Source organism: Diaphorobacter sp. (genome assembly GCF_050251835.1).
GTDB lineage: Bacteria > Pseudomonadota > Gammaproteobacteria > Burkholderiales > Burkholderiaceae_C > JBFXIE01.
Window position 1 is genome coordinate 1 of record NZ_JBFWLZ010000023.1, and the last position, 22,201, is coordinate 22,201.

The window sequence follows — 22,201 nt, forward strand, 5'->3', positions numbered from 1 at the left end:
CGTGGTCAAGGATTTGTTTGACCGCCTCGGTCTTGAATTCTTCGGGGTAACGTTGACTGCTCATACGGGCTCCTATTGGACAGGAAATAGGAGGCTCTTGACTGTCTACAAAACCCTGGGCGATTCACGAGGCGCTGACCAAGCTGTTCTATCTGGCCCTGCGAAACATCAGCCAGAAGTGGACCATGCCCATCCGGGATTGGAAGGCTGCGCTGACCCGTTTTACCATTCAGTTTGGAGATCGCATCTCCGTCAACTGAAGCCCGTACCGTTTACACAAAAATTCGGACACGCCCTAGCGGTGGTTCGCTGTGGGGCCTGTGTCTTTGTGACTCTCGCGCTACAATGCAGGGCTTTCCCGCAAAAAAGTCGCCCGGTCGCATTCAAAGCAATCCTTAACAAGCAGCAGTCCCCGGACGATTTGTCTCGTGGGCTCCCGGGCGACCCGTAACCATCGGAGAACCCAGTGCTTTTGTCTCTCAAGGGAACCTTCCCCCCCGCCATCTTGGCGCTTGCAGACGGCACGGTCTTTATCGGTAACTCGATTGGTGCTTCATCCGCAGAGGTGGGCGCCACGGTCGGTGAGGTGGTATTCAACACCGCCATCACCGGCTACCAAGAAATTCTCACCGACCCCAGTTACTGCCAGCAGATCGTCACCCTGACGTATCCGCACATTGGCAACTATGGAGTCAACAACGAGGATGTCGAGGCCGACAAGATCCATGCCGCAGGCCTCGTCATCAAAGATCTGCCGCTTCTGGCCAGCAATTTCCGCATGACAGAGACCCTGTCCGAGTACCTCGTGCGCTCGAAGACTGTGGCCATCGCCAACATCGACACCCGCAAGCTCACGCGTCTGCTGCGCACCAAGGGCGCGCAAAACGGTGCCATCGTGGGCCTTGCGGCTGGCGAAGCAGTGACGCAGGCGCGCATCGACGAAGCCTTGGCTGCCGCCAAGGCCGCGCCGGACATGAAGGGTCTGGATCTTGCCAAAGTAGTGACCACGCGCGAGCCCTACCCCTGGAGCCAGACCGAATGGAAGCTGGGCGAGGGTTACGGCACGCAGGCGGCGCCGCGTTTTCACGTGGTGGCGTACGACTTCGGCGTGAAGCTGAACATCCTGCGCATGTTGGCCGAGCGCGGCTGCAAGCTCACCGTGGTGCCCGCGCAGACGCCGGCGGCACAGGTGCTGGCCATGAATCCTGACGGCGTTTTCCTGTCCAACGGCCCTGGTGACCCTGCGGCTTGTGACTACGCGATTGCTGCGGTCAAACAGATCATCGACAGCGGCCTGCCTACCTTCGGCATCTGCCTGGGGCATCAGATCATGGCCCTGGCTTGCGGTGCCAAGACCTTCAAGATGGACAACAGTCACCACGGTGCCAACCATCCGGTGAAAGAGCTGGAAAGCGGCCGCGTCAGCATCACCAGTCAGAACCACGGTTTTGCGGTGGACATGGCCACGTTGCCCGCTGCGCTGCGCGCTACGCACGTCAGCCTGTTTGATGGAACGCTGCAGGGGCTGGAGCACAAGGACAAGCCGGCGTTTTGCTTCCAGGGCCACCCCGAGGCGTCGCCTGGTCCGCACGACATTGCCTACCTGTTCGACCGCTTCACGGCATTGATGGCCACGGCCCAGGAGAAGAAGTAATGCCAAAGCGCACAGACATCAAAAGCATCCTCATCATCGGCGCCGGCCCGATCATCATCGGTCAGGCATGCGAGTTCGATTACTCGGGCGTGCAGGCCTGCAAGGCGCTGCGCGAGGAGGGCTACAAGGTCATCCTGATCAACAGCAACCCCGCCACGATCATGACCGACCCGGCCACGGCCGACGTCACCTACATCGAACCGATTACCTGGCAGACGGTCGAGAAGATCATCGCCAAGGAGCGTCCTGACGCCATCCTGCCGACCATGGGCGGCCAGACTGCGCTGAACTGCGCGCTGGATCTGTGGCGCAACGGGGTTTTGCACAAATACAAGGTCGAGCTGATCGGCGCTACGCCCGAAGCCATCGACAAGGCAGAAGACCGCCTGAAGTTCAAGGACGCGATGACCCGCATCGGCCTGGGCTCTGCGCGCTCCGGCATCGCCCACAGCATGGACGAAGCCTGGGCAGTGCAGAGGATCGTGGGTTTCCCCACCGTCATCCGCCCCAGCTTCACGCTGGGTGGCACGGGCGGTGGCATTGCCTACAACCCGGAAGAGTTTGAGACCATCTGCAAGCGCGGTCTGGAGGCTTCGCCCACCAACGAGCTGCTGATCGAAGAGTCGCTGCTGGGCTGGAAAGAGTACGAGATGGAAGTGGTGCGCGACAAGGCGGACAACTGCATCATCATCTGCTCCATCGAGAACCTCGACCCCATGGGTGTGCACACGGGTGACTCGATCACCGTGGCGCCGGCGCAGACGCTGACCGACAAGGAATACCAGATCATGCGCAACGCCAGCCTGGCGGTGCTGCGTGAGATCGGTGTGGACACGGGCGGCTCCAACGTGCAGTTCTCGGTGAACCCGAAGGACGGCCGCATGATCGTCATCGAAATGAACCCGCGCGTGTCGCGTTCGTCGGCGCTGGCTTCCAAGGCCACGGGCTTCCCGATTGCCAAGGTCGCAGCCAAGCTGGCGGTGGGCTACACGCTGGATGAGCTCAAGAACGAAATCACCGGCGGCGCCACGCCTGCGTCGTTCGAGCCTTCGATCGACTATGTGGTCACCAAGATCCCGCGCTTTGCCTTCGAGAAATTCCCTACGGCGGACTCGCGCCTGACCACGCAGATGAAGAGTGTGGGCGAGGTTATGGCCATGGGCCGCACCTTCCAGGAATCCTTCCAGAAAGCCCTGCGCGGCCTGGAAGTGGGCGTGGACGGCATGAACGAAAAGACCCAGGACCGGGAGCTGCTCGAGAAGGAACTGGGCGAGCCGGGCCCCGAGCGCATCTGGTACGTGGGCGATGCTTTCGCCATGGGCCTGTCGGTGGACGAGGTGCATGACCTCACAAAAATAGACAAGTGGTTCCTGGTGCAGATCGAAGAGATCGTCAAGATCGAGCTGGAGCTGGATCAGCTGACGGCCGAAAAAGGCGAGGGCGCTCTGGCGGCTATCGACGCCCAGACGCTGCGCGTGCTCAAGCAAAAGGGCTTCTCCGACCGGCGTCTGGCCAAGTTGCTCAAAACCAGCGAGAAGGCCGTGCGCGAGGCGCGCCATGCCCAGGGCGTGCGCCCTGTCTACAAGCGCGTGGACACCTGCGCCGCCGAGTTCGCGACCAACACTGCCTACATGTATTCGACCTACGAGGACGAATGCGAGGCCGAGCCGAGCGACAAAAAGAAAATCATGGTGCTGGGTGGGGGCCCCAACCGCATCGGCCAGGGCATCGAGTTCGACTATTGCTGCGTGCACGCGGCGCTCGCCATGCGCGAGGATGGTTACGAGACCATCATGGTCAACTGCAACCCCGAGACGGTGTCCACCGACTACGACACGTCGGATCGCCTGTATTTCGAGCCGGTCACGCTGGAAGATGTGCTGGAGATCGTGGACAAGGAAAAGCCCGCGGGCGTGATCGTGCAATACGGCGGCCAGACGCCTTTGAAACTGGCGCTGGGTCTGGAGGCTGCGGGCGTGCCCATCATCGGCACCAGCCCCGACATGATCGATGCCGCCGAAGATCGCGAGCGCTTCCAGAAGCTGCTGGGCGACCTGGGCCTGCGCCAGCCGCCCAACGCCACCGCCCGCACCGAGGCCGAGGCGTTGGAAAAGGCCGCCGCCCTGGGCTACCCCTTGGTGGTGCGCCCCAGCTACGTGCTGGGCGGCCGTGCCATGGAAATCGTGCACGAGCAGCGCGACCTGGAGCGCTACATGCGCGAGGCTGTCAAGGTGAGCAATGACTCGCCTGTGCTGCTGGACCGTTTCCTGTCCAACGCCATCGAGTGCGACGTGGACTGCGTGCGCGACAGCTCCGGCGCCGTGTTCATCGGTGGCGTAATGGAGCACATCGAGCAGGCCGGCGTGCACTCGGGCGACTCGGCCTGCTCGCTGCCGCCGTACTACCTGTCAAAGGCCACGGTGGACGAGATCAAGCGCCAGACCGCCGCCATGGCCGAAGGGCTGAACGTCGTCGGTCTGATGAACGTGCAGTTCGCCATCCAGGAGCAGGACGGCCAGGACATCATCTACGTGCTGGAGGTGAATCCGCGCGCCTCGCGCACGGTGCCTTTCGTCAGCAAGGCCACGGGCATCCAGCTGGCCAAGGTGGCAGCACGCTGCATGGCTGGCCAGACGCTGGCCGCGCAAGGCGTTACCAAGGAAGTGACGCCGCCGTACTTCAGCGTGAAAGAGGCCGTGTTCCCCTTCGTCAAGTTCCCAGGCGTGGACACCATCCTGGGCCCCGAGATGAAGTCCACCGGCGAAGTGATGGGCGTGGGCAAGACCTTCGGCGAGGCTTTCGTCAAGAGCCAGCTGGGCGCAGGCACCAAGCTGCCGACGTCCGGCAAGGTGTTCCTCACGGTGAAAAACAGCGACAAGGCGCGCGCCGTGGCGATTGCCCGCGACCTGGTGGCGATGGGCTTCGACCTGCTGGCGACCAAGGGCACGGCCGCCGCGATTGCCGAGGCGGGCGTGCCAGTCGCGGTGGTCAACAAGGTGACGGAAGGCCGCCCGCACATCGTGGACATGATCAAGAACGACGAGATCGCCATGGTCATCAACACGGTGGAAGAGCGCCGCAACGCGATTGCCGACTCGCGCGCCATCCGCACCAGCTCACTGCTGGCACGTGTGACCACCTTCACCACCATCTTCGGCGCAGAGGCAGCCGTGGAAGGTATGAAGCACCTCGAAAACCTCGACGTGTATTCGGTGCAGGAGCTGCATGCGCGCCTGGCCACTGCCTGAGCGGCGCAGCGGGGTTTGGCGGGTGACCGCCGCGGCAAACGCGGCATAATTCGCCCCTGATTAATGAGACCGCCGCGCGGCAACGTGCGGCGGTTTGCTTTTTGCATCTTGAATTTGGAATCTGGAGACTGATTCATGGCAACCATTCCCATCACCAAGCGCGGCGCCGAGAAACTGAAGGCAGAGCTGCATCGGCTCAAGACCATCGATCGTCCCGCAGTGATCAACGCCATTGCCGAGGCGCGGGCCCAGGGCGACCTGAGCGAGAACGCCGAATACGACGCGGCCAAGGATCGCCAGGGCTTCATCGAAGGCCGCATCATGGAGATCGAGGGCAAGCTGTCGGCGGCCCAGATCATCGACCCCGCCGCGCTGGATGCGGGCGGCCGCGTGGTCTTTGGGGCCACGGTGCAGCTCGAGGACGAAGACACGGGTGACGCCGTCACGTACCAGATCGTGGGCGAAGACGAGGCGGATCTCAAGCACGGCCTGATCAACGTCTCCAGCCCCATCGCCCGCGCGCTGATCGGCAAGGAAGAGGGTGACACCGCCGAGGTGCAGGCGCCGGGCGGCGTGCGCCGCTATGAAGTGGTGACCGTCAGTTACGTCTGAGGGGCTGCACACCATGCGAGAACGCCTGCCCGTGCTGGTGGCCGCCCTGTGGTGGGGAAGTCTCTCCGCCATCGGCTTTTTGGCGGTGCCGATGCTGTTTGCACATTTGCCGACACCGGCGATGGCAGGCAACATGGCCGCCCGATTATTTGAGGCGCAGACCCATGTTTCCGTCGTGTGTGGCGTTTTGCTTTTGGCGCTATCCAGGCAAAAACACGCTCAAAGCCCCGAAGAATGGGCGCGGGCAGCTATGATTTTTATCATCAGCGGCACGCTGCTGGCACTGCTGGTGCAATATGGCGTGGCGCCGCGCATCGTGGCGCGGCAGAACCTGAAGCTGTGGCACAGCCTGGGTAGCGTGATGTATGCGCTGCAGTGGCTGTGCGCAGGCATCACTTTGTGGAACACGGCAAGGCAAGAGAGGTGATCACGCATGCAATCCCAAGTCATCCGTATCGAGGCCAATGACTGGCAAGCCGTGCAGGGCAGCGATGCCTGGCGCGCGGCGCTGGAAGGCGGCAAGGTGCTGTTCTTTCCACGGCTTGGCTTTGATCTCCAGCCGGGCGAGCGCGCCTTGCTGCGGCCCGACATACGCGACCCTGGCGTGCGCAACATCAGTCTGAATGTCGATGGCAGCCTCAAGGGCGCCATGGGCGACGCCGCCACTCAGGCCGCGCTGGCGGCCATGATCACGCGCTTTCGCGAGCAGGCGCTGGGCCTGATCGGCACGCTGCTGCCGCACTACACATCCGCGCTGCGGCTGGCACCCACCAGCTACCGGCCGATGCAGGTGGAAAACCGCCAGCAATCGTGGCGCGCCGATGACCGGCGGCTGCATGTGGATGCGTTTCCGTCGCGCCCCAACTACGGCGAGCGCATCCTGCGTGTGTTTGCCAACGTCAATCCCGAGGGCATGCCGCGTGTCTGGCGCGTGGGCGAGCCTTTCGAGACCGTGGCGCGCAAGTTCCTGCCCCGGGCCAAGCCCTATTCGGCCTGGCAGGCCAAGGTGCTGCAGGCGCTGCATGTGACCAAGTCCTTTCGCAGCGAGTACGACCACCTGATGCTGCAGTTGCACGACGGCATGAAGCGTGACATGGATTACCAGCACAACAGCCCGCAGGAGACGGTTCCGTTTCCCGCGGGGTCGGTGTGGGTGTGCTTCTCGGATCAGGCCACGCACGCGGTCATGTCGGGGCAGTACATGCTGGAGCAGACCCTGCACCTGCCCGCTGCCCATGCCTACGACAAGGACGCAAGTCCGCTGGCCATCCTCACCCGGCTGGTGGGGCGGCCCCTGCACGGCGTGCCCCCGCAGCAGGGCGCCTGACCCCCGGGCTTTTCTGGCCGTCTTCCTGGCCATTTTTTAGCTGCTATTCGTGCCAGTGGCGGGCTACCCAGCTTGCCGGCCGGATGAAATGAAAACGCCGGTTGCGCCGGCCTGCCAGCGCATCGGGCGGATTGCATTCACCATGAAAAACCATGATGCGTGCGCCTTGCGGCACGAAGGGTTCGCGCCAGTAGTTGCTGGGCCAGGTGGGGATGCCGTGGTACTTGAAACTGGGGCACCAGCCTTCTGGCCAGTAGGCCAGCTTTCCCTGTGCATGCAAGAAGCTGGACAGGAATGCCTGTTCGTTGCGGTAGCGGGCCTGCACTTCATCCATGTGCGTGCGAAAGTACGCCAGCACATCGGCATGCGCGCCCAGTTCAAACCGGTAAACCGATGAGTTGCCCGTGATGCGTCGGCCAAAGCGCCAGAAGCGGCGGTAGTCGTGGATGATGAGAAATTCGCCCGGCTGCTCAAAAAAAGCGTCCAGCCCGCCCACGATCACCACGTCAAGATCCAGAAACAGCGCGGTGCCGCGCAGGCCGTGCAGATCGGACTCGAAGGTGGTGAGCTTTTTCCAGGCACCATCACGCTGGCCGGGCGCCAGTTGCAGGTTCAGGGGCGCAATGGGCAGGCATTGCACCTCGGGGCGTATGCCCGCTGCGTCGTCGGTGAGGCACACAAAGTTGAAATCTCCGCTCAGATGGCGGCGCACCATGGCGTAGAGCCGATTGACATATTCGGGGCCGTATTTGGTTCCCCATTTCATGCTCAGAATGTGGCGCTGGCCCGCCGGTGCGGACGGTTGCGGTCCGGTCATGGCATCAATCAGACTGGCGTTTCTTGACGGACGTCATCTTGGGCTTGGCGCGCTTGATCTGGCCACCCGCCGTCAGGCGCTGGTTGCCCAGAACGCGCAGTTGCTTGACCTCGGGGCGCTGGCCGCCGCGCTTGCTGAACTTGAGCACCTTCACGTCCCGCGGCCCGGGCATGCGGTCTTCGTCGATGGCTTTTTCCTTCGCGGGAATAGGCCGCCACAGCACCAGCAGCTTGCCGATATGCTGGATGGGCGCAGCGTTCAAGGCGTCGGTCAGTTGCTGATACATCTGCTCGCGCGCTGCGCGGTCGTCGCTGAACACCCGCACCTTGATCAGGCCATGCGCGTTCAGGGCGGCGTCAACTTCCTTTTGAACGGCGGGCGTGAGCCCATCCCCCCCGATCAGGACCACGGGGTCCAGGTGGTGGGCATCGGCGCGGTGTTCCCGGCGCTCGGCGGGGGTCAATTGAATTTGAGGCATGCCCCCATTATCTCAACGCCCGGCAAAGGCCCGTCATACTGCTGACTTCGCTACGTGGTGACCACACCCAACCCTGATGAAAGTCCAGACTAAAAGCAAAAAGGTGAACAAGGCGTGGCTCAATGACCACGTCAACGACCCTTACGTGAAGCTCGCCCAAAAAGAAGGCTATCGCGCGCGCGCTGCCTACAAGCTCAAGGAGATCGACGAGCAGCTTGGGCTGATCAAGCCCGGCCATACCGTGGTGGATCTGGGCTCATCGCCCGGTGCCTGGAGCCAGTATGTGCGCCGACGCCTATCGCCGGGCGGTGCTGCTGTGGGGCAGCTCAACGGCACCATCATCGCGCTGGATCTGCTGCCCATGGAGCCCATCGAGGGCGTGTTGTTCCTGCAGGGGGATTTTCGTGAAGAAGAGGTGTTGGCGCGCCTGCAGCAGGCGCTGCAGGGTAAGCCGGTAGATGTCGTGGTGTCCGACATGGCGCCCAATCTATCGGGCGTGGAGTCGGTGGATGCCGTGCGCATTGCCCATCTGATCGAGCTGGCCGTTGACTTCGCGGTGCACCATCTCAAACCGGAGGGCGCGCTGGTCGTCAAGCTGTTCCATGGCAGCGGCTATGCCCAACTGGTGCAGTTGTTCAAGGACACCTTCCGCTTGGTCAAACCCGTCAAACCCAAGGCGTCGCGCGATAAGTCATCCGAAACCTTTTTGGTGGGTATCGGGCTTAAGAAATCGGGTTGAATGTGCGCTGTCACGCCGTTGACCATGAATGGCGCCGGGGTTAACAAGAGTCGCCCAGTGGTTGAAACGCCTAAAATGCGCCGTACATGCATTAGGACGCTTCCATGACACTGTCGTGGCCGTTTACCTACTTCTGAATCTGGAGCTCCGCTTGAACAATCAGTGGTTTTCAAAAGTTGCCGTCTGGCTGGTTATCGCCATGGTGCTCTTTACGGTGTTCAAACAGTTTGACACCCGGGCGGGCATTGGCGCCGGAACCGTCGGCTATTCGGAATTCCTGGAAGAGGTGCGCAACAGCCGCATCAAGAGCGCCACCATCCAGGAAGGTCAGGGCGGCACCGAGATCGTGGCCATCACCAACGATGACCGGCGCATCCGCACCACGGCTACCTACCTCGACCGCGGTCTGGTGGGCGACCTGATCAACAACAACGTCAAGTTCGATGTGAAGCCGCGCGAAGAAGGCTCGCTGCTGATGACCTTGCTGGTCAGCTGGGGCCCCATGCTGCTGCTGATTGGCGTGTGGGTGTACTTCATGCGCCAGATGCAGGGTGGCGGCAAGGGCGGCGCCTTCAGCTTCGGCAAGAGCAAGGCGCGCATGCTTGACGAGAACAACAACACCGTCACCTTTGCCGATGTGGCTGGCTGCGATGAGGCCAAGGAAGAGGTGAAGGAAGTTGTCGATTTTCTGAAAGATCCGCAAAAGTTCCAGAAGCTGGGCGGCCGCATTCCGCGCGGTTTGCTGCTGGTGGGCCCCCCGGGTACCGGCAAGACGCTGCTGGCCAAATCGATTGCTGGCGAGGCCAAGGTGCCGTTCTTCAGTATCTCGGGCTCGGACTTTGTCGAGATGTTTGTCGGCGTGGGCGCGGCCCGCGTACGCGACATGTTCGAGAACGCGAAGAAGAACGCCCCCTGCATCATCTTCATCGACGAAATTGACGCCGTGGGCCGTCAGCGTGGCGCCGGCCTGGGCGGCGGCAACGACGAGCGCGAGCAGACCCTCAACCAGATGCTGGTCGAGATGGATGGCTTTGAGACCAACCTGGGCGTGATCGTGGTGGCTGCCACCAACCGCCCCGACATTCTGGACGCCGCCCTGCTGCGCCCCGGCCGCTTTGACCGCCAGGTGTATGTGACGCTGCCCGACATCCGCGGCCGCGAGCAGATCCTGAACGTGCATATGCGCAAGATCCCGGTGGGCCAGGACGTGAACCCCGCCATCATCGCGCGCGGCACGCCCGGCATGTCTGGTGCCGACCTGGCCAACCTGTGCAACGAAGCCGCGCTGATGGCTGCGCGTCGCAATGCGCGTACCGTCGAGATGCAGGACTTCGAGAAGGCCAAGGACAAGATCATCATGGGCCCCGAGCGCAAGAGCATGGTCATGCCCGAGGAAGAGCGCCGCAACACCGCCTACCATGAGGCTGGCCACGCGCTGATCGGCAAGCTGCTGCCCAAGTGCGACCCGGTGCACAAGGTCACCATCATTCCCCGGGGCCGCGCGTTGGGTGTGACCATGAGCCTGCCAGAGAAAGACCGCTACTCCTACGACAAGGAGTACATGCTCAACCAGATTGCCATGCTGTTCGGTGGCCGCATTGCCGAAGAAGTGTTCATGCACCAGATGACCACTGGCGCCAGCAACGACTTCGAGCGTGCCACGCACATCGCGCGAGACATGGTTACACGCTACGGCATGACCGAGGCGCTGGGCCCGATGGTTTATGCCGAAAACGAGGGCGAAGTGTTTCTGGGCCGCTCGGTCACCAAGACCACCAACATGAGTGAACAGACCATGGAGAAGGTGGATGCTGAAGTCCGGCGCATCATCGACGAGCAGTACGCCCTGGCACGCCGCCTGATCGAGGAAAACCAGGACAAGATGCACGCCATGGCCAACGCGATGCTGGAATGGGAAACCATTGACGCCGAGCAGCTCGACGACATCATGGCAGGCAAGGCTCCGCGTCCTCCCAAGGACTGGACGCCCCGCACGCCATCGTCCGGTGGCGACGGCACCAGTGGCGGCGCACCCGCCGTTAAGCCAGACGCGGCGCCGACGGTGGCCTGAAGTCGGTTCTCCCTCTGTTTTTCACGGGGCCTTGTGCCCCGTTTTCTTTGTGTTTGTACCGCCCATGATTTGGCAAACCTCACGTTTTGATGTCGATCTGACACGCCCGCAGGTCATGGGCATCGTCAATGTCACCCCTGACTCCTTTTCTGACGGCGGCCAGCACGCCAGCACTGCTGCTGCGCTGCGCCACTGCGAGCAACTGCTCAGGGACGGCGTCGATATCCTGGACATTGGCGGCGAGTCCACCCGTCCCGGCAGCCCTGCAGTGCCATTGGATGAGGAACTGGCGCGTGTCGTGCCGCTCGTGCGCGAGGCCGCTGGCCTGGGCGTACCGGTGTCCGTCGATACCTACAAGCCCGAAGTCATGCAGGCCGTGCTGGATCTGGGCGCGGACATCATCAACGACATCTGGGCGCTGCGCCAGCCGGGTGCCGCGCAGGTGGTGGCGCGCCATGGGCGCTGCGGCGTGTGTCTGATGCACATGCACCGCGACCCGCAGACCATGCAAAGCGCGCCCATGCAGGGCGATGTGGTGCCTCAGGTGCTCTCGTTTTTGCAGCACGCCACATCTGAGCTGCAAGGTCTGGGGGTCAAGAAAGCGCAAATTGCGCTGGATCCCGGTATCGGCTTTGGCAAAACCGTGGCGCAGAACTTCGCCCTGCTGGCCCGCCAGCATGAATTGGCGGCGGCAGGCTTTCCCCTGCTGGTGGGCTGGTCGCGCAAATCATCCATAGGTGCTGTGCTGCAGGGCGATGCGCCCGAGCCGCCGCCACCGGTTCAGCGCGTGGCCGGCAGTGTTGCCGCGGCGCTGATGGCGGTGGAGCGCGGTGCGCATATCGTGCGCGTGCACGACGTGCGCGAGACGGTGCAGGCGCTGAAGGTGCTGGCAGCCGTGCAATCGGCAGGCTGAGCGGCAGGCTGAGTGGCAGGCGCACGCCGGTGACGCTTCACTCGCTATCTGTTACCTGTCACCCACAAGGCAAGGCCGCCCTGCCGCGCGGTGCAGGCCGCTGATAGACTGCAAAAATCATAGCTGCATGCGCATCAAGGACAACAATGACCCGCAAATACTTTGGCACTGACGGCATTCGCGGCACGGTGGGGCTGGCGCCCATCACACCTGACTTTGTCCTCAGCCTGGCCCACGCGGTAGGGCGCGTGCTGCGCCGCACGGAAGACCGGCCCACGGTGCTGATAGGCAAGGACACGCGTATTTCAGGCTACATGCTGGAGAGTGCGCTGGAGTCCGGGTTCAACTCCGCCGGGGTGGATGTGGTGCTGCTTGGGCCGCTGCCCACGCCCGGGGTGGCTTATCTCACGCGGGCGCAGCGCGCCAGCCTGGGGGTGGTCATCAGCGCCAGCCACAACCCCTATCCCGACAACGGCATCAAGTTCTTCAGCGCGCAGGGCACCAAGCTGCCTGACGAGTGGGAGCAAGAGGTGGAGGCCACGCTGCAGCAGCCGCCTGTGTGGGCCGATTCGGCATCCCTGGGCAAGGCGCGCCGGCTCGATGATGCCGCGGGCCGCTACATCGAGTTTTGCAAGAGCACCTTTGCGCACAACCTCACGCTGCGCGGGCTGCGCATCGTGGTGGATGCGGCCAATGGCGCGGCCTATCACATCGCGCCCAAGGTGTTCCACGAGCTGGGGGCCGAGGTCATCGCCATCGGGTGCACACCCGATGGTCTGAACATCAATCACGAAGTGGGCGCCACGCACCCCGAAGCACTGGTGCGGGCCGTGCGCGCCAACCATGCCGACTACGGCATCGCCCTGGACGGCGACGCCGACCGTGTACAGATCGTGGACGCCAGCGGGCGCCTGTACAACGGCGACGAACTGCTGTACCTGATGGTGTCCGAGCGCCTGGCGCGAGACGAGCACGTGCCCGGCGTGGTGGGCACCTTGATGACCAATATGGCCATTGAAGAGGCGCTGCTGCGCCGCGGCGTGAAGTTCGTGCGTGCCAAAGTGGGCGACCGCTACGTTCTGGAAGAGTTGCAGAACCAGCGCTGGCTGCTGGGCGGCGAGAGCTCCGGCCACCTGCTGGCGCTGGACTGCCACACCACGGGCGACGGCCTCATCAGCGCGCTGCAAGTGCTGCAGGCCTGTGTGCGCAGCGAAAAGACGCTGGGGCAACTGATGGCCGATGTGCGGCTGTTCCCGCAGGTGCTGCTCAATGTCCGCCTCAAGCCGGGGCAGGACTGGAGGGCCAATACGCTGCTGGCCGAAGCCACCCAGGCCGTGCAGGCCGAGCTGGGCGCCAACGGCCGCGTGCTGGTACGCGCCAGCGGTACCGAGCCCCTGCTGCGCGTGATGGTCGAGGCCCGCGATGCCGATCAGGCTACCCGGTGCGCCGAGCGTCTGGCCGAGGCTGCCCGCGAAGGGTGACCGCCGCACTGGCAAGTGCCTTCCGGCAAGAAGGTGCTGGCGCTCCGTGTCAGCACCCGAGAAGCGCGCGCCAGCCGCGCCGCTCGCAAGCAGTCTGTCGCCAGCCATTTGTGGGCGTCTCGTCAGCTCCGATCTGCTGTGCGCGAGACGACCCTTTTAGTCCCCTTGGCTTCCTGTAGTTCCAGGGCTGCACAGCGCGTCAGGCGATGCCAAAACGCGTTGAGAAGGCATCGGCAAAGGCGCCAGCGCCGCTGATGGACAGAGTCAGCGTTACCCATTCATGCGGCTGCACGGCTGGCAGCGGGTGCAGCTGGCCTGTGCGCCCGTCAAAAGACAAGGCCAGCAGCGGCTGGCCGTCGCGTTCGCATTGCAGGTCGTAGTCCCACAACCCGCCGTCTTCGACCGGGCCGCGCAGCGCGCTGAATTCGGCATGCGCCCAGGCCAGCAGGGCTGCCACCTCGTCTTGCAACTGCGCCAGCCGGTGAGCGGGCACGCTGGCGACGGCGTCCCAGGTGGCGGTGCCCTCGTCGTCCTCGCTGTAGTCAAAATCCAGAAAATGCAGTGTCATGCCAAAACCCCCGGCCCGCTGATACCCGCCACATGAAAAAAACCACACCCGTGCGCCCCACGCCGATTGAAGCATCGATACAAGCAGCCCCCGTGTTACAGGCCCAGGCTATCTGCTTTGGCCATGTGCAGCAGCAGCCTTTGTTCACCCACTGGAGTACGGATGTGCCCGCAGGTCTCACGCTCATTCAGGGTGGCGACGGCACGGGCAAGACCAGCTTGTTGCGACTGCTGGCGGGCGAATGGGCGCCGCAGCAGGGGCGACTGTTGTTGCAGGGGATAGATGCGGCAGACCGGCCCGATCAGTACCGCGCGCAGGTGTTTTGGCGCGACCCGCGTAGCCCCTGGCCCGATGACTTGACAGCCCGGGACTGGGCGGACGGGCAGCGCGCGATGCATGCACATTGGTCGCAGCACGACTGGCGCGACCATGTGGCGGGCTGGGGGCTGGCAGGGCATTTGCACAAGCCACTGCAGCAACTATCGACCGGCAGCCAGCGCAAGGTGCTGATGGCCGCCGCGCTGGCCAGCGGCGCGCCGCTGACCCTGCTGGATGAGCCGTTGGCGGGCCTGGACAAAGCGTCTATCGCCTACCTGCTGCAGGCATTGCAGCGCCAGGCACACTCACCGCTCACTCCGGGGCGGGCCGTAGTGGTGGCGCACCATGACGCGCTGGGCGAAGTGCCCTGGCGCCACACCATCGTGCTGGGCGGATCGGGCTGATCAGCGCGCCGGTGCATCAGCGGATGCATCGGCCAGCGCACCAGCCCGAGTCAGTGGGCAAGCGCTTCGATCAGACCACGCCTTGCGCCAGCATGGCGTCGGCCACCTTCACAAAACCGGCGACGTTGGCGCCGTCGATGTAGCTCACCGTGCCGTCTTCGCGCTTGCCGTACTTCAGGCAGGCGGCGTGGATGCCTTGCATGATCATCAGCAGGCGGGCATCGACTTCCTCGCGCGTCCACGACAGGCGCATGGCGTTCTGGCTCATCTCCAGGCCCGAGGTGGCCACGCCACCGGCGTTGGAGGCCTTGCCCGGGGCGTACAGCACGCCCGCGGCTTCAAAAGCCTTGGCCGCTTCGATGGTGGAGGGCATGTTGGCGCCTTCGGCCACGCACAGCACCCCGTTTTTGATCAGCGTCCTGGCGTCGTTCTCGTCCAGCTCGTTTTGCGTGGCGCAGGGCAGGGCGATGTCCACCGGCACATGCCAGGGGCGCACGCCGGCCTCGAACTTCACGCCCGTGCGGGCAGCGTAGTCGCTCACGCGGCCATAGTGGTGGTTCTTCACGTCCATCAGGATGGCGAGCTTTTCGGGGGTGAAGCCGTCTTCGTCAATGATGGTGCCGCTCGAATCCGACACAGTGACCACCTTGGCGCCCAGCTGCATGGCCTTTTCGACAGCGTACTGCGCCACGTTGCCCGAGCCCGACACCGACACGCGCAGGCCGTCAAACGACTTGCCGCGGGTCTTGAGCATCTCGTCGGCAAAGTACACCGTGCCGTAGCCCGTGGCCTCGGGGCGGATCAGCGAGCCGCCGAAGGACAGTCCCTTGCCGGTGAACACGCTGGCGGCGCTGTTGGCCAGTTTCTTGTACATGCCGGCCATGAAGCCGACCTCGCGGCCACCCACGCCGATGTCGCCAGCCGGCACATCGGTGTCGGGGCCCACGTGGCGGAACAGCTCGGTCACGAAGGCCTGGCAAAAGCGCATGACTTCAGCCGGGCTTTTGCCCTTGGGGTCAAAGTCCGAGCCACCCTTGCCGCCGCCCATGGGCAGCGTGGTCAGCGCGTTCTTGAACGTCTGCTCGAAGGCCAGGAACTTCAGCACCGACAGGGTGACGGACGGATGGAAGCGGATGCCGCCCTTGTACGGGCCAATCGCCATGCTGTGCTGGATGCGGTAGCCGCGGTTGACGTGCACGTTGCCGTGGTCGTCAAACCAGGACACGCGGAACATCACCACCCGCTCAGGTTCCACCAGGCGATCCAGCAGCCCCTGTTCGGCATAGCGCGGGTTTTTTTCGATGAACGGCCACAGGCTTTCCATGACCTCGGTCACGGCTTGCAAAAACTCGGGCTGGCCGGGGTTGCGTTGTGCAACTTGTTCAAGGAATTGACCCACGGTTTGGTACTTCATAAGGGACTTTCTACTGAAGGAAACAGATTTTTTAGCAATGCAACATGAGATTATGTCAAAACGACATGCGGTTATGCACCATTTTGGACAGGATGCCCCGCAGTTGATTTGGGTTTTCTCCAGCATGCGCCGTGACGCGATCTGGTCTTGCCTGCTTTTGGTGCGGTGGCCGACGAGTGCGCAGCCTGCGGTGACGCAATGAGGCCGCGGCGGACGCAGTGGGGGGGATCTGCTGATGCTTCCAGATTGCAGCAGGGGGCGCGGGAGGGCCGTGGGGGCCGGGGGGCCGGGGGGGCTTACCGCCCGCGCAGGAACAGTGCGTCCAGCTCTTTCATCGACAACTGGCGCCAGGTGGGGCGGCCGTGGTTGCACTGGTCGCTGCGCTCGGTGACTTCCATCTGGCGCAGCAGGGCGTTCATCTCGTCGATCGTCAGACGGCGGTTGGCGCGCACTGCGCCGTGGCAGGCCATGGTGGCCAGGATTTCATTGCGCGCGCGCTGCACCACGGTACTGGCGTCGTGCGTGCCCAGCTCGGCCAGCACGCTGCGCGCCAGCTCCACCGGGTCGCCCTGGGCCAATGTGGTGGGCACGGCGCGCACGGCCAGGGTGCGCGGGGAGAACGGCACCACCTCCAGCCCCAGCACGGCCAGCGTGTCGGCGTGGGCCTCTGCCGTGGCTACTTCTTCGGGTGTGGCGGCGAAGGTGGCGGGGATCAGCAGCGGCTGGCTGGCGATACGCGCGCCCTGATCCACCTGCGTTTTGAGCCGCTCATAGACGATGCGCTCATGCGCCGCGTGCATGTCCACCACCACCAGACCCTGCGCGCTCTCTGCCAGGATGTACACGCCGTGAAGCTGCGCCACGGCCCGGCCCAGGGGCCAGGCGGTGCCTTCGCCAGCGTGGGTGGCTGCTGTGTTGACGCTGGCCCGCGGCGCGGTGGCCACTGCTGCCGCGGGTGCCACGTCGGCAGGTGAAGCCGTGGAGGCGGCGGAAGCGGACGAGGACGATACTGCCGACGAAGCGTCCGCAGGCGCCCCCCATAGCGCCTGCAGGTCAGATACCTTGTGCCCTATGAGTTCATCAAATTTGATAGCTGCTTGCGCTTGCCAGGATTGGGCTAAAGGCTGATGGGACCCAAGCTGGGCTGGCGCAGATTGCGCGGGCAACGCTGCAGGCGCGGCGACGGGCGCGGTCGCGGTGGATGCGGCGGCGTCGGCAGCCAGCGCCTGCGCACGCGGCGCGGCCAGGGCGCTTTCCACCGCGCGGCGCACGGCCTGGTGCACCTCGCGGCTGTCGCGAAAGCGCACCTCGATCTTGGTGGGGTGCACGTTCACGTCCACGCGCTGTGGCTCGATCTGCACGTACAGCGCATACACCGGCTGCCTGTGGCCGTGCAGCACGTCTTCGTAGGCGCTGCGTGCCGCGTGGGTCAGCACCTTGTCGCGCACAAAGCGGCCGTTGACGTAACAAAACTGCTGATCCGCGCGCGACCGGGCGGCGTCGGGCAGGCCGGCACGGCCCGTGACGATGAGGTTGCCCAGCCGCCCATGCACAGCCACGGACTGATGGATGAAGTCTTCGCCCAGAACATCGCCCAGCCGCTGCTGCAGCGCGCGCTGGCGTTGGGCGTCGTCGGCAGTGGCGTCGGGGGCAAGGGTGGCGCGCCATTGCTCGACGAGTTTGCCCTCATGCCAGATGGCAAAGCCCACGTCGGGTCGCGCCAGCGCGTGCCGGCGCACGGCCTCCACGCAGTGGGCCAGCTCGGTGGCATCGGTTTTCAAAAATTTGCGCCGTGCGGGGGTGGAGAAAAACAGCTCCTTGACCTCCACTGTGGTGCCGCGGCTGCGCGCTGCGGGGCGCAGTTCGCCGCTGCGTGCATCCAGCAAAAAAGCGCTGGACTGCTCTGCGGTGCGCGACAGCAGCGCCATTTCGGACACCGACGCAATGGCCGCCAGCGCCTCACCCCGGAAACCCATGGTGGCTACCGACTCCAGGTCGTGCAGGCTGGTGATCTTGCTGGTGGCGTGGCGGCGCAGTGCCACAGGCAATTCGGCCTGCGCAATGCCCACACCGTCGTCCTCCACGGCAATCAGGCGCACGCCGCCGGCCAGCAGGCGCACGGTGATCTGGGTGGCGCCAGCGTCCAGCGCGTTGTCCACCAGTTCGCGCACGGCAGACGCGGGGCGCTCCACCACCTCGCCCGCGGCAATCTGGCTGATGAGCTCGTCGGGCAGATCGCGGATGGGGCGGCGGGGTGGGGTGCAGGTGTCTGGGGGCTGTGCGGTCACGCGGCGGATTCTAGGCGCCTGACCGATGTCGGCGCCTGTGGGGGCTGCTGATGGTTTCAGCGGCGGCGACCGTGGCCGCGGTCGTACCCGCGATCGTTGTCGCGGCCCACTTCGTTGCCGATCAGGGCACCGGCCGCGGCGCCGCCGACCGTGCCCAGCGTGGAGCCAAAAACCGCGTTGCCCACCAGGCCGCCAGCCACGGCACCAACGCCCGTGCCCAACTGGGCATTGGTGGGGCGGTGGGCGCAGCCGCCCAGCGCCACAGCGCCGGTCAGCAGCAGTGCAAAGGCCAGGGAGCGGGGGAGTTGGAGTGTGCTCATGGGGTGGGTTCCTTTTCAAACGGGGTGGGCAGGTGGCGCATGGATCACTCCGCCTTGCCTGCGCAGCGGTGATTTGCTTTGCCGTTCACTGTGAACGTACCGCGTAAAGTGTGATCCGGGTTTTGTTTGCCAAGAGCCAACAAATGTGAGCAATTGCCACCGCTACCGTGCAGCGTCCAGGGGTTTGCAGGCGGGGGGTACATTACGGCGCACCCTGGCAACAAGAGGCAAGAATTTTGGAAGTCATCTCCTTTCTGATCGATTTCATCCTGAATGTGGACAAGCATCTGGCGGCTTTTGTGGCCAGCTACGGGCCATGGGTTTATGCGCTGCTGTTCCTCATCGTGTTTGTCGAAACCGGCGTGGTGGTCATGCCTTTCCTGCCCGGCGATTCGCTGCTGTTTGTGGTGGGGGCGCTGTGCGGCGCGGGGTTGATGAACTTTCCGTTGGCCTGCGCGGTGCTGCTGGTGGCGGCCGTTTTGGGCGACCAGTGCAACTACAGCATCGGGCGGTACTTTGGCCCGAAGGTGTTCCAGTGGGAAAGCTCGCGCTGGTTCAACAAAAAGGCCTTCGACCAGGCCCATGCGTTTTACGAGCGTTACGGCGGCATCACCATCGTGCTGGCGCGCTTCATGCCCTTCATCCGCACCTTCGCGCCGTTTGTGGCGGGCGTGGCCGTCATGGGGCGCGCCAAGTTCACGGCCTACAACGTGGGCGGGGCCATTTTGTGGGTGCTGGGCATCTGCACGGCAGGTTACTTTTTTGGCAACCTGGCCTGGGTGCAGCAGCACCTGGACAAAATCATCTGGGCCTTGATTCTGGTGCCGGGGCTGATCGCCATAGGCGGCGCATGGCATGCGGGGCGCAAGTCCAGGGCGCAAGAAGTTGCTATGGATTAAATAGCTACAAGCGCTTGATTGATAAGCGCCAGAGCCTGTTTTGAATACATAACGCCACTGCCCGCCCGCAGTGGTGTTTTTTATGGTGTCGCCCGTCTGGCACCCGCCGTGCCATCAGGCAGGGGCCAGGCAGATGGTCACCAGCAGCGATGTGTGCGTGACAGCGCGCAACCCGTGCGGCGTGCGCGGCGCCAGGTGCACAAAGTCGCCCTGGTGCAGCAGCCGTGTGCTGTCGCCGGTCTGGAAGGCCACCTCGCCCTCCAGGCACTGCACGGTGATCTCGCCGGGCGTGTCGTGCTGGCGCAGCTCTTTGCCTGCAGGCAGCACGACGCGGATCACCTCCAACTGCCGTGCCTTGATGAGGGCTGCGGTGGTGGCCTGCGCCAGGTGCGGCCCCAGGGGCCGGACGCTGACGACTTCACCGGACTGGGCGTGGGGCAATGCCATGGCAATCTCCTGGTTGCGGGCGCAGCGCCGGTCGCCCCGGCCTGCGCCGGGATTACACGCTGCGGCTGCGCGCCAGCGGCGGGTTCTTGGCAAAGTAGCGCTTGATGCCGCGTATCAACGCATCGGCCAGCTGCTCCTGGTAGGCCGCCGTGCGCAGCTTGGCTTCTTCCTCAGGGTTGCTGATGAAGGCAGTCTCCACCAGCACGCTGGGAATGTCGGGCGCCTTGAGCACCGCAAAGCCCGCCTGCTCCACGCGCGGCTTGTGCAACCGGCCCACGTTGCCTATCTCGCCCAGCAGCACGCTGCCCAGCTTGATGCTGTCGTTGATTTGCGCGGTGGTGCTCATGTCCAGCAGCGCGCGCTGCACATGCCGGTCTTGCTGTGCGCCCAGGTTCACGCCGCCGATCAGGTCGGCCTCGTTTTCCTTGTTGGCCAGCCAGCGCGCGGCCGAGCTGGACGCCCCCCCCTGACTCAGCGCAAACACGCTGGCGCCGCGTGCAGCGGGGTTGGTGAAGGCGTCGGCGTGGATGGATACGAACAGGTCGGCCTGGACACGACGGGCCTTGTCCACGCGCGCCGCCAGGGGCACGAAGTAGTCGGCATCGCGTGTGAGAAAAGCGCGCATGGGGTTGCCGCCCACCTGGCTGGCGTTGATGCGGTCGCGCAGCAGGCGCGCCACCCGCAGCACCACGTCTTTCTCGCGCGTGCCGCCAGGACCGATGGCGCCGGGGTCTTCGCCGCCGTGACCAGGGTCCAGCGCGATGATGATCAGGCGGTCTGTCTCGCGTGCAGCGCCAGCCGCAGCGTTTGCGCGGGGCGGTGCGGTGGGCGCGGCGGCTGCGGCCGGGGCTGTGGGCGTTGCGGACGTCGTGGCTGCAGTGGTTGGTGGGGAGCCGGCCTGCGCAGCGGCGGGCGCCGCAGGCTTGATCGTGTGCTGCGCAATCAGATCGGCCAGGGGATCCGGGTGCGAGGCGGCGGCGGAAGGCGGTGCCGCAGCCACGGATGGCACAGGTTTTGGCGTGGCAGCGTGCGCGCCAGGCCCGGCAGAGTCTTGCGTCAGCGCCAGCGGTGCTTTGGCGGGGGGGGCTGGCTGCAGCGCCTGGGTATCGGCAGGGCTGGACGGGGTGGCGGACATGGCCTGGGCCGGGGCCGGTGGGGCCGCCTGCGCCGCGTCGCGCAGGCGCTCGGTGATCAGCGCGGACAGCGGATCAGGCGCCTCGGTGGGGTAGAGGTCAAACACCAGGCGGTGCTGGTAGGCCGCCACCGGCTTGAGTGAAAACACCTGGGGCTGCGCCGCCTGCTTGAGATCCAGCACCAGACGCACCACGCCGGGGGCGTTCTGGCCAACGCGAATGCGGGCGATGTTGGGGTCGTCGGCCCGCACCTTGGCCACCAGCTCGCGCAGCGAGGGGCTCAGATCAAGGCCCTCGATGTCCACGGCCAGGCGCGGCGGCGTGGGGATGAAAAATTGCTTGGCGTTGAGCGGGCGGTCGGACTCGATGGTCACGCGAGAGTAGTCGGCTGCAGGCCATACGCGCACAGCCACGATGGTGGCGCCGCGCGCAATCTGCTGGCGGCCCAGCAGCAACACCAGCGCGCCAGATTGCAGCAGCAGGCGGCGCAAGGGATGCGGATGGCGGGGGGGCGCATTGCTCATGGGGTGTCCAGTCCTTGGAGTAGGGCGCTGCCGCGGGGTGTGCCGGCTTGCAGCGTCACGAGCCGGGCCGAATCATCCCCCGCTTCAATGTAAATAGCAATATCCGCAGGTGGGACAAGGGTTCCTGCGTTGTCAGGCCACTCGGCCAGCTTCAGCCCAGGGCTGGCGAAAATGTCGCGAAAGCCTGCATCCTCCCACTCACGCGGGTCGTTGAAACGGTAGAAGTCGAAGTGCCAGATGTTCAGTCCAGGCGTGTCCACTCCCGGAGTGTCCAGCCCCGGTGCGTGGTGCGGCTCGACGACGGCGTAGGTGGGGCTTTTGATGCGCCCGGTCACGCCCAGCGCGCGCAGCAGATGGCGCACCAGCGTGGTTTTGCCCGCGCCCAGATCGCCGCGCAGGGCGATGAAGGCATTGCGCACGCCGGGCTGTGCGGCCAGACGCGCGGCAAAGCGTGCCGTGTCGTCCTCATCGTTCCAGCGCAGCGCCAGACGCTGCGGCGTTTCTACAATCGATGCTTGATGGTGTGCAGCAGTCAACTCGTTCCTC

Annotated in this window: 20 protein-coding genes and 1 pseudogene; 12 read left to right on the forward strand and 9 right to left on the reverse strand. The window is 64.6% G+C overall.

Annotated features, from left to right (window positions below):
- Positions 1-128: 128 nt before the first annotated feature.
- From AB7E35_RS09390 to AB7E35_RS09415, 6 genes and pseudogenes are all read left to right on the forward strand, one after another.
- A pseudogene (locus AB7E35_RS09390) lies at positions 129-260 on the forward strand (IS256 family transposase); the annotation flags it as partial.
- Positions 261-466: 206 nt separating this feature from the next.
- Positions 467-1,654, forward strand: coding sequence for a glutamine-hydrolyzing carbamoyl-phosphate synthase small subunit (gene carA, locus AB7E35_RS09395; protein WP_428163440.1), 1,188 nt, complete (start codon positions 467-469; stop codon positions 1,652-1,654).
- Positions 1,654-4,902, forward strand: coding sequence for a carbamoyl-phosphate synthase large subunit (gene carB, locus AB7E35_RS09400; RefSeq protein ID WP_428163441.1), 3,249 nt, complete (start codon positions 1,654-1,656; stop codon positions 4,900-4,902). Before carA ends, carB begins: the two co-directional genes overlap by 1 nt.
- A 135-nt stretch (positions 4,903-5,037) precedes the next feature.
- The gene (gene greA, locus AB7E35_RS09405) at positions 5,038-5,514 is read left to right on the forward strand and encodes a transcription elongation factor GreA (RefSeq protein WP_428163442.1); all 477 of its coding nucleotides are present in this window, start codon (positions 5,038-5,040) and stop codon (positions 5,512-5,514) included.
- 13 nt (positions 5,515-5,527) lie between these two features.
- Complete coding sequence (locus tag AB7E35_RS09410) at positions 5,528-5,941, forward strand: DUF4149 domain-containing protein (RefSeq protein WP_428163443.1); 414 nt, start codon at positions 5,528-5,530, stop codon at positions 5,939-5,941.
- A gap of 6 nt (positions 5,942-5,947) precedes the next feature.
- On the forward strand, positions 5,948-6,841 hold the full coding sequence (locus tag AB7E35_RS09415) for a Kdo hydroxylase family protein (RefSeq protein WP_428163444.1): 894 nt from the start codon (positions 5,948-5,950) through the stop codon (positions 6,839-6,841).
- Positions 6,842-6,884: 43 nt separating this feature from the next.
- Here the strand turns inward: AB7E35_RS09415 and AB7E35_RS09420 are convergent, their stop codons facing one another.
- Positions 6,885-7,658, reverse strand: a complete 774-nt coding sequence (locus AB7E35_RS09420; RefSeq protein WP_428163445.1) for a glycosyltransferase — start codon at positions 7,656-7,658, stop codon at positions 6,885-6,887.
- A gap of 4 nt (positions 7,659-7,662) precedes the next feature.
- A complete protein-coding gene (locus AB7E35_RS09425; protein ID WP_428163446.1) occupies positions 7,663-8,136 on the reverse strand; it encodes a YhbY family RNA-binding protein in 474 nt (157 codons plus the stop codon).
- Positions 8,137-8,212: 76 nt separating this feature from the next.
- On the opposite strand from AB7E35_RS09425, the gene AB7E35_RS09430 reads away from it, so the two are divergent.
- The 4 genes from AB7E35_RS09430 to glmM all read left to right on the forward strand — a co-directional run bounded on the left by AB7E35_RS09430 (position 8,213) and on the right by glmM (position 13,340).
- Complete coding sequence (locus AB7E35_RS09430; RefSeq protein ID WP_428163447.1) at positions 8,213-8,875, forward strand: RlmE family RNA methyltransferase; 663 nt, start codon at positions 8,213-8,215, stop codon at positions 8,873-8,875.
- 151 nt (positions 8,876-9,026) lie between these two features.
- Positions 9,027-10,946 (forward strand): ATP-dependent zinc metalloprotease FtsH, encoded by a 1,920-nt coding sequence (ftsH, locus tag AB7E35_RS09435; protein WP_428163448.1) that lies wholly within the window; start codon positions 9,027-9,029, stop codon positions 10,944-10,946.
- A 64-nt stretch (positions 10,947-11,010) separates the two neighbouring features.
- Complete coding sequence (folP, locus tag AB7E35_RS09440; RefSeq protein ID WP_428163449.1) at positions 11,011-11,859, forward strand: dihydropteroate synthase; 849 nt, start codon at positions 11,011-11,013, stop codon at positions 11,857-11,859.
- A 146-nt stretch (positions 11,860-12,005) separates the two neighbouring features.
- A complete protein-coding gene (gene glmM, locus AB7E35_RS09445; protein ID WP_428163450.1) occupies positions 12,006-13,340 on the forward strand; it encodes a phosphoglucosamine mutase in 1,335 nt (444 codons plus the stop codon).
- 199 nt (positions 13,341-13,539) lie between these two features.
- Here glmM and AB7E35_RS09450 read toward each other — a convergent pair whose 3' ends face one another.
- Entirely contained in the window at positions 13,540-13,908 is a 369-nt protein-coding gene (locus tag AB7E35_RS09450; protein ID WP_428163451.1) for a hypothetical protein, read from the reverse strand.
- Between the two features lie 32 nt (positions 13,909-13,940).
- Between AB7E35_RS09450 and AB7E35_RS09455 the strand changes: the two genes are divergently transcribed.
- Positions 13,941-14,630 carry an ABC transporter ATP-binding protein gene (locus tag AB7E35_RS09455; RefSeq protein WP_428163452.1) on the forward strand — a complete coding sequence of 230 codons (690 nt, stop codon included), beginning with the start codon at positions 13,941-13,943 and terminating at the stop codon, positions 14,628-14,630.
- Between the two features lie 70 nt (positions 14,631-14,700).
- Here the strand turns inward: AB7E35_RS09455 and gdhA are convergent, their stop codons facing one another.
- The 3 genes from gdhA to AB7E35_RS09470 form a co-directional block, all read right to left on the reverse strand.
- Positions 14,701-16,044, reverse strand: coding sequence for an NADP-specific glutamate dehydrogenase (gdhA, locus tag AB7E35_RS09460; protein WP_428163453.1), 1,344 nt, complete (start codon positions 16,042-16,044; stop codon positions 14,701-14,703).
- 296 nt (positions 16,045-16,340) lie between these two features.
- The gene (mutL, locus tag AB7E35_RS09465; RefSeq protein WP_428167464.1) at positions 16,341-18,332 is read right to left on the reverse strand and encodes a DNA mismatch repair endonuclease MutL; all 1,992 of its coding nucleotides are present in this window, start codon (positions 18,330-18,332) and stop codon (positions 16,341-16,343) included.
- Positions 18,333-18,388: 56 nt separating this feature from the next.
- A complete protein-coding gene (locus AB7E35_RS09470) occupies positions 18,389-18,652 on the reverse strand; it encodes a glycine zipper 2TM domain-containing protein (protein ID WP_428163455.1) in 264 nt (87 codons plus the stop codon).
- Between the two features lie 236 nt (positions 18,653-18,888).
- Here AB7E35_RS09470 and AB7E35_RS09475 point away from each other — a divergent pair, with 236 nt between their 5' ends.
- Entirely contained in the window at positions 18,889-19,551 is a 663-nt protein-coding gene (locus AB7E35_RS09475) for a DedA family protein (protein ID WP_428163456.1), read from the forward strand.
- 114 nt (positions 19,552-19,665) lie between these two features.
- Here the strand turns inward: AB7E35_RS09475 and AB7E35_RS09480 are convergent, their stop codons facing one another.
- Genes AB7E35_RS09480 through tsaE form a run of 3 tightly spaced genes read right to left on the reverse strand, consistent with a single transcriptional unit; the run spans position 19,666 to position 22,191 of the window.
- Positions 19,666-19,998 carry a cupin domain-containing protein gene (locus AB7E35_RS09480; RefSeq protein ID WP_428163457.1) on the reverse strand — a complete coding sequence of 111 codons (333 nt, stop codon included), beginning with the start codon at positions 19,996-19,998 and terminating at the stop codon, positions 19,666-19,668.
- A gap of 52 nt (positions 19,999-20,050) precedes the next feature.
- Complete coding sequence (locus AB7E35_RS09485) at positions 20,051-21,655, reverse strand: N-acetylmuramoyl-L-alanine amidase (RefSeq protein ID WP_428163458.1); 1,605 nt, start codon at positions 21,653-21,655, stop codon at positions 20,051-20,053.
- Positions 21,652-22,191: a tRNA (adenosine(37)-N6)-threonylcarbamoyltransferase complex ATPase subunit type 1 TsaE gene (gene tsaE, locus AB7E35_RS09490; RefSeq protein WP_428163459.1), complete on the reverse strand. Its 540-nt coding sequence runs from the start codon at positions 22,189-22,191 to the stop codon at positions 21,652-21,654. Before tsaE ends, AB7E35_RS09485 begins: the two co-directional genes overlap by 4 nt.
- Positions 22,192-22,201: the final 10 nt, after the last annotated feature.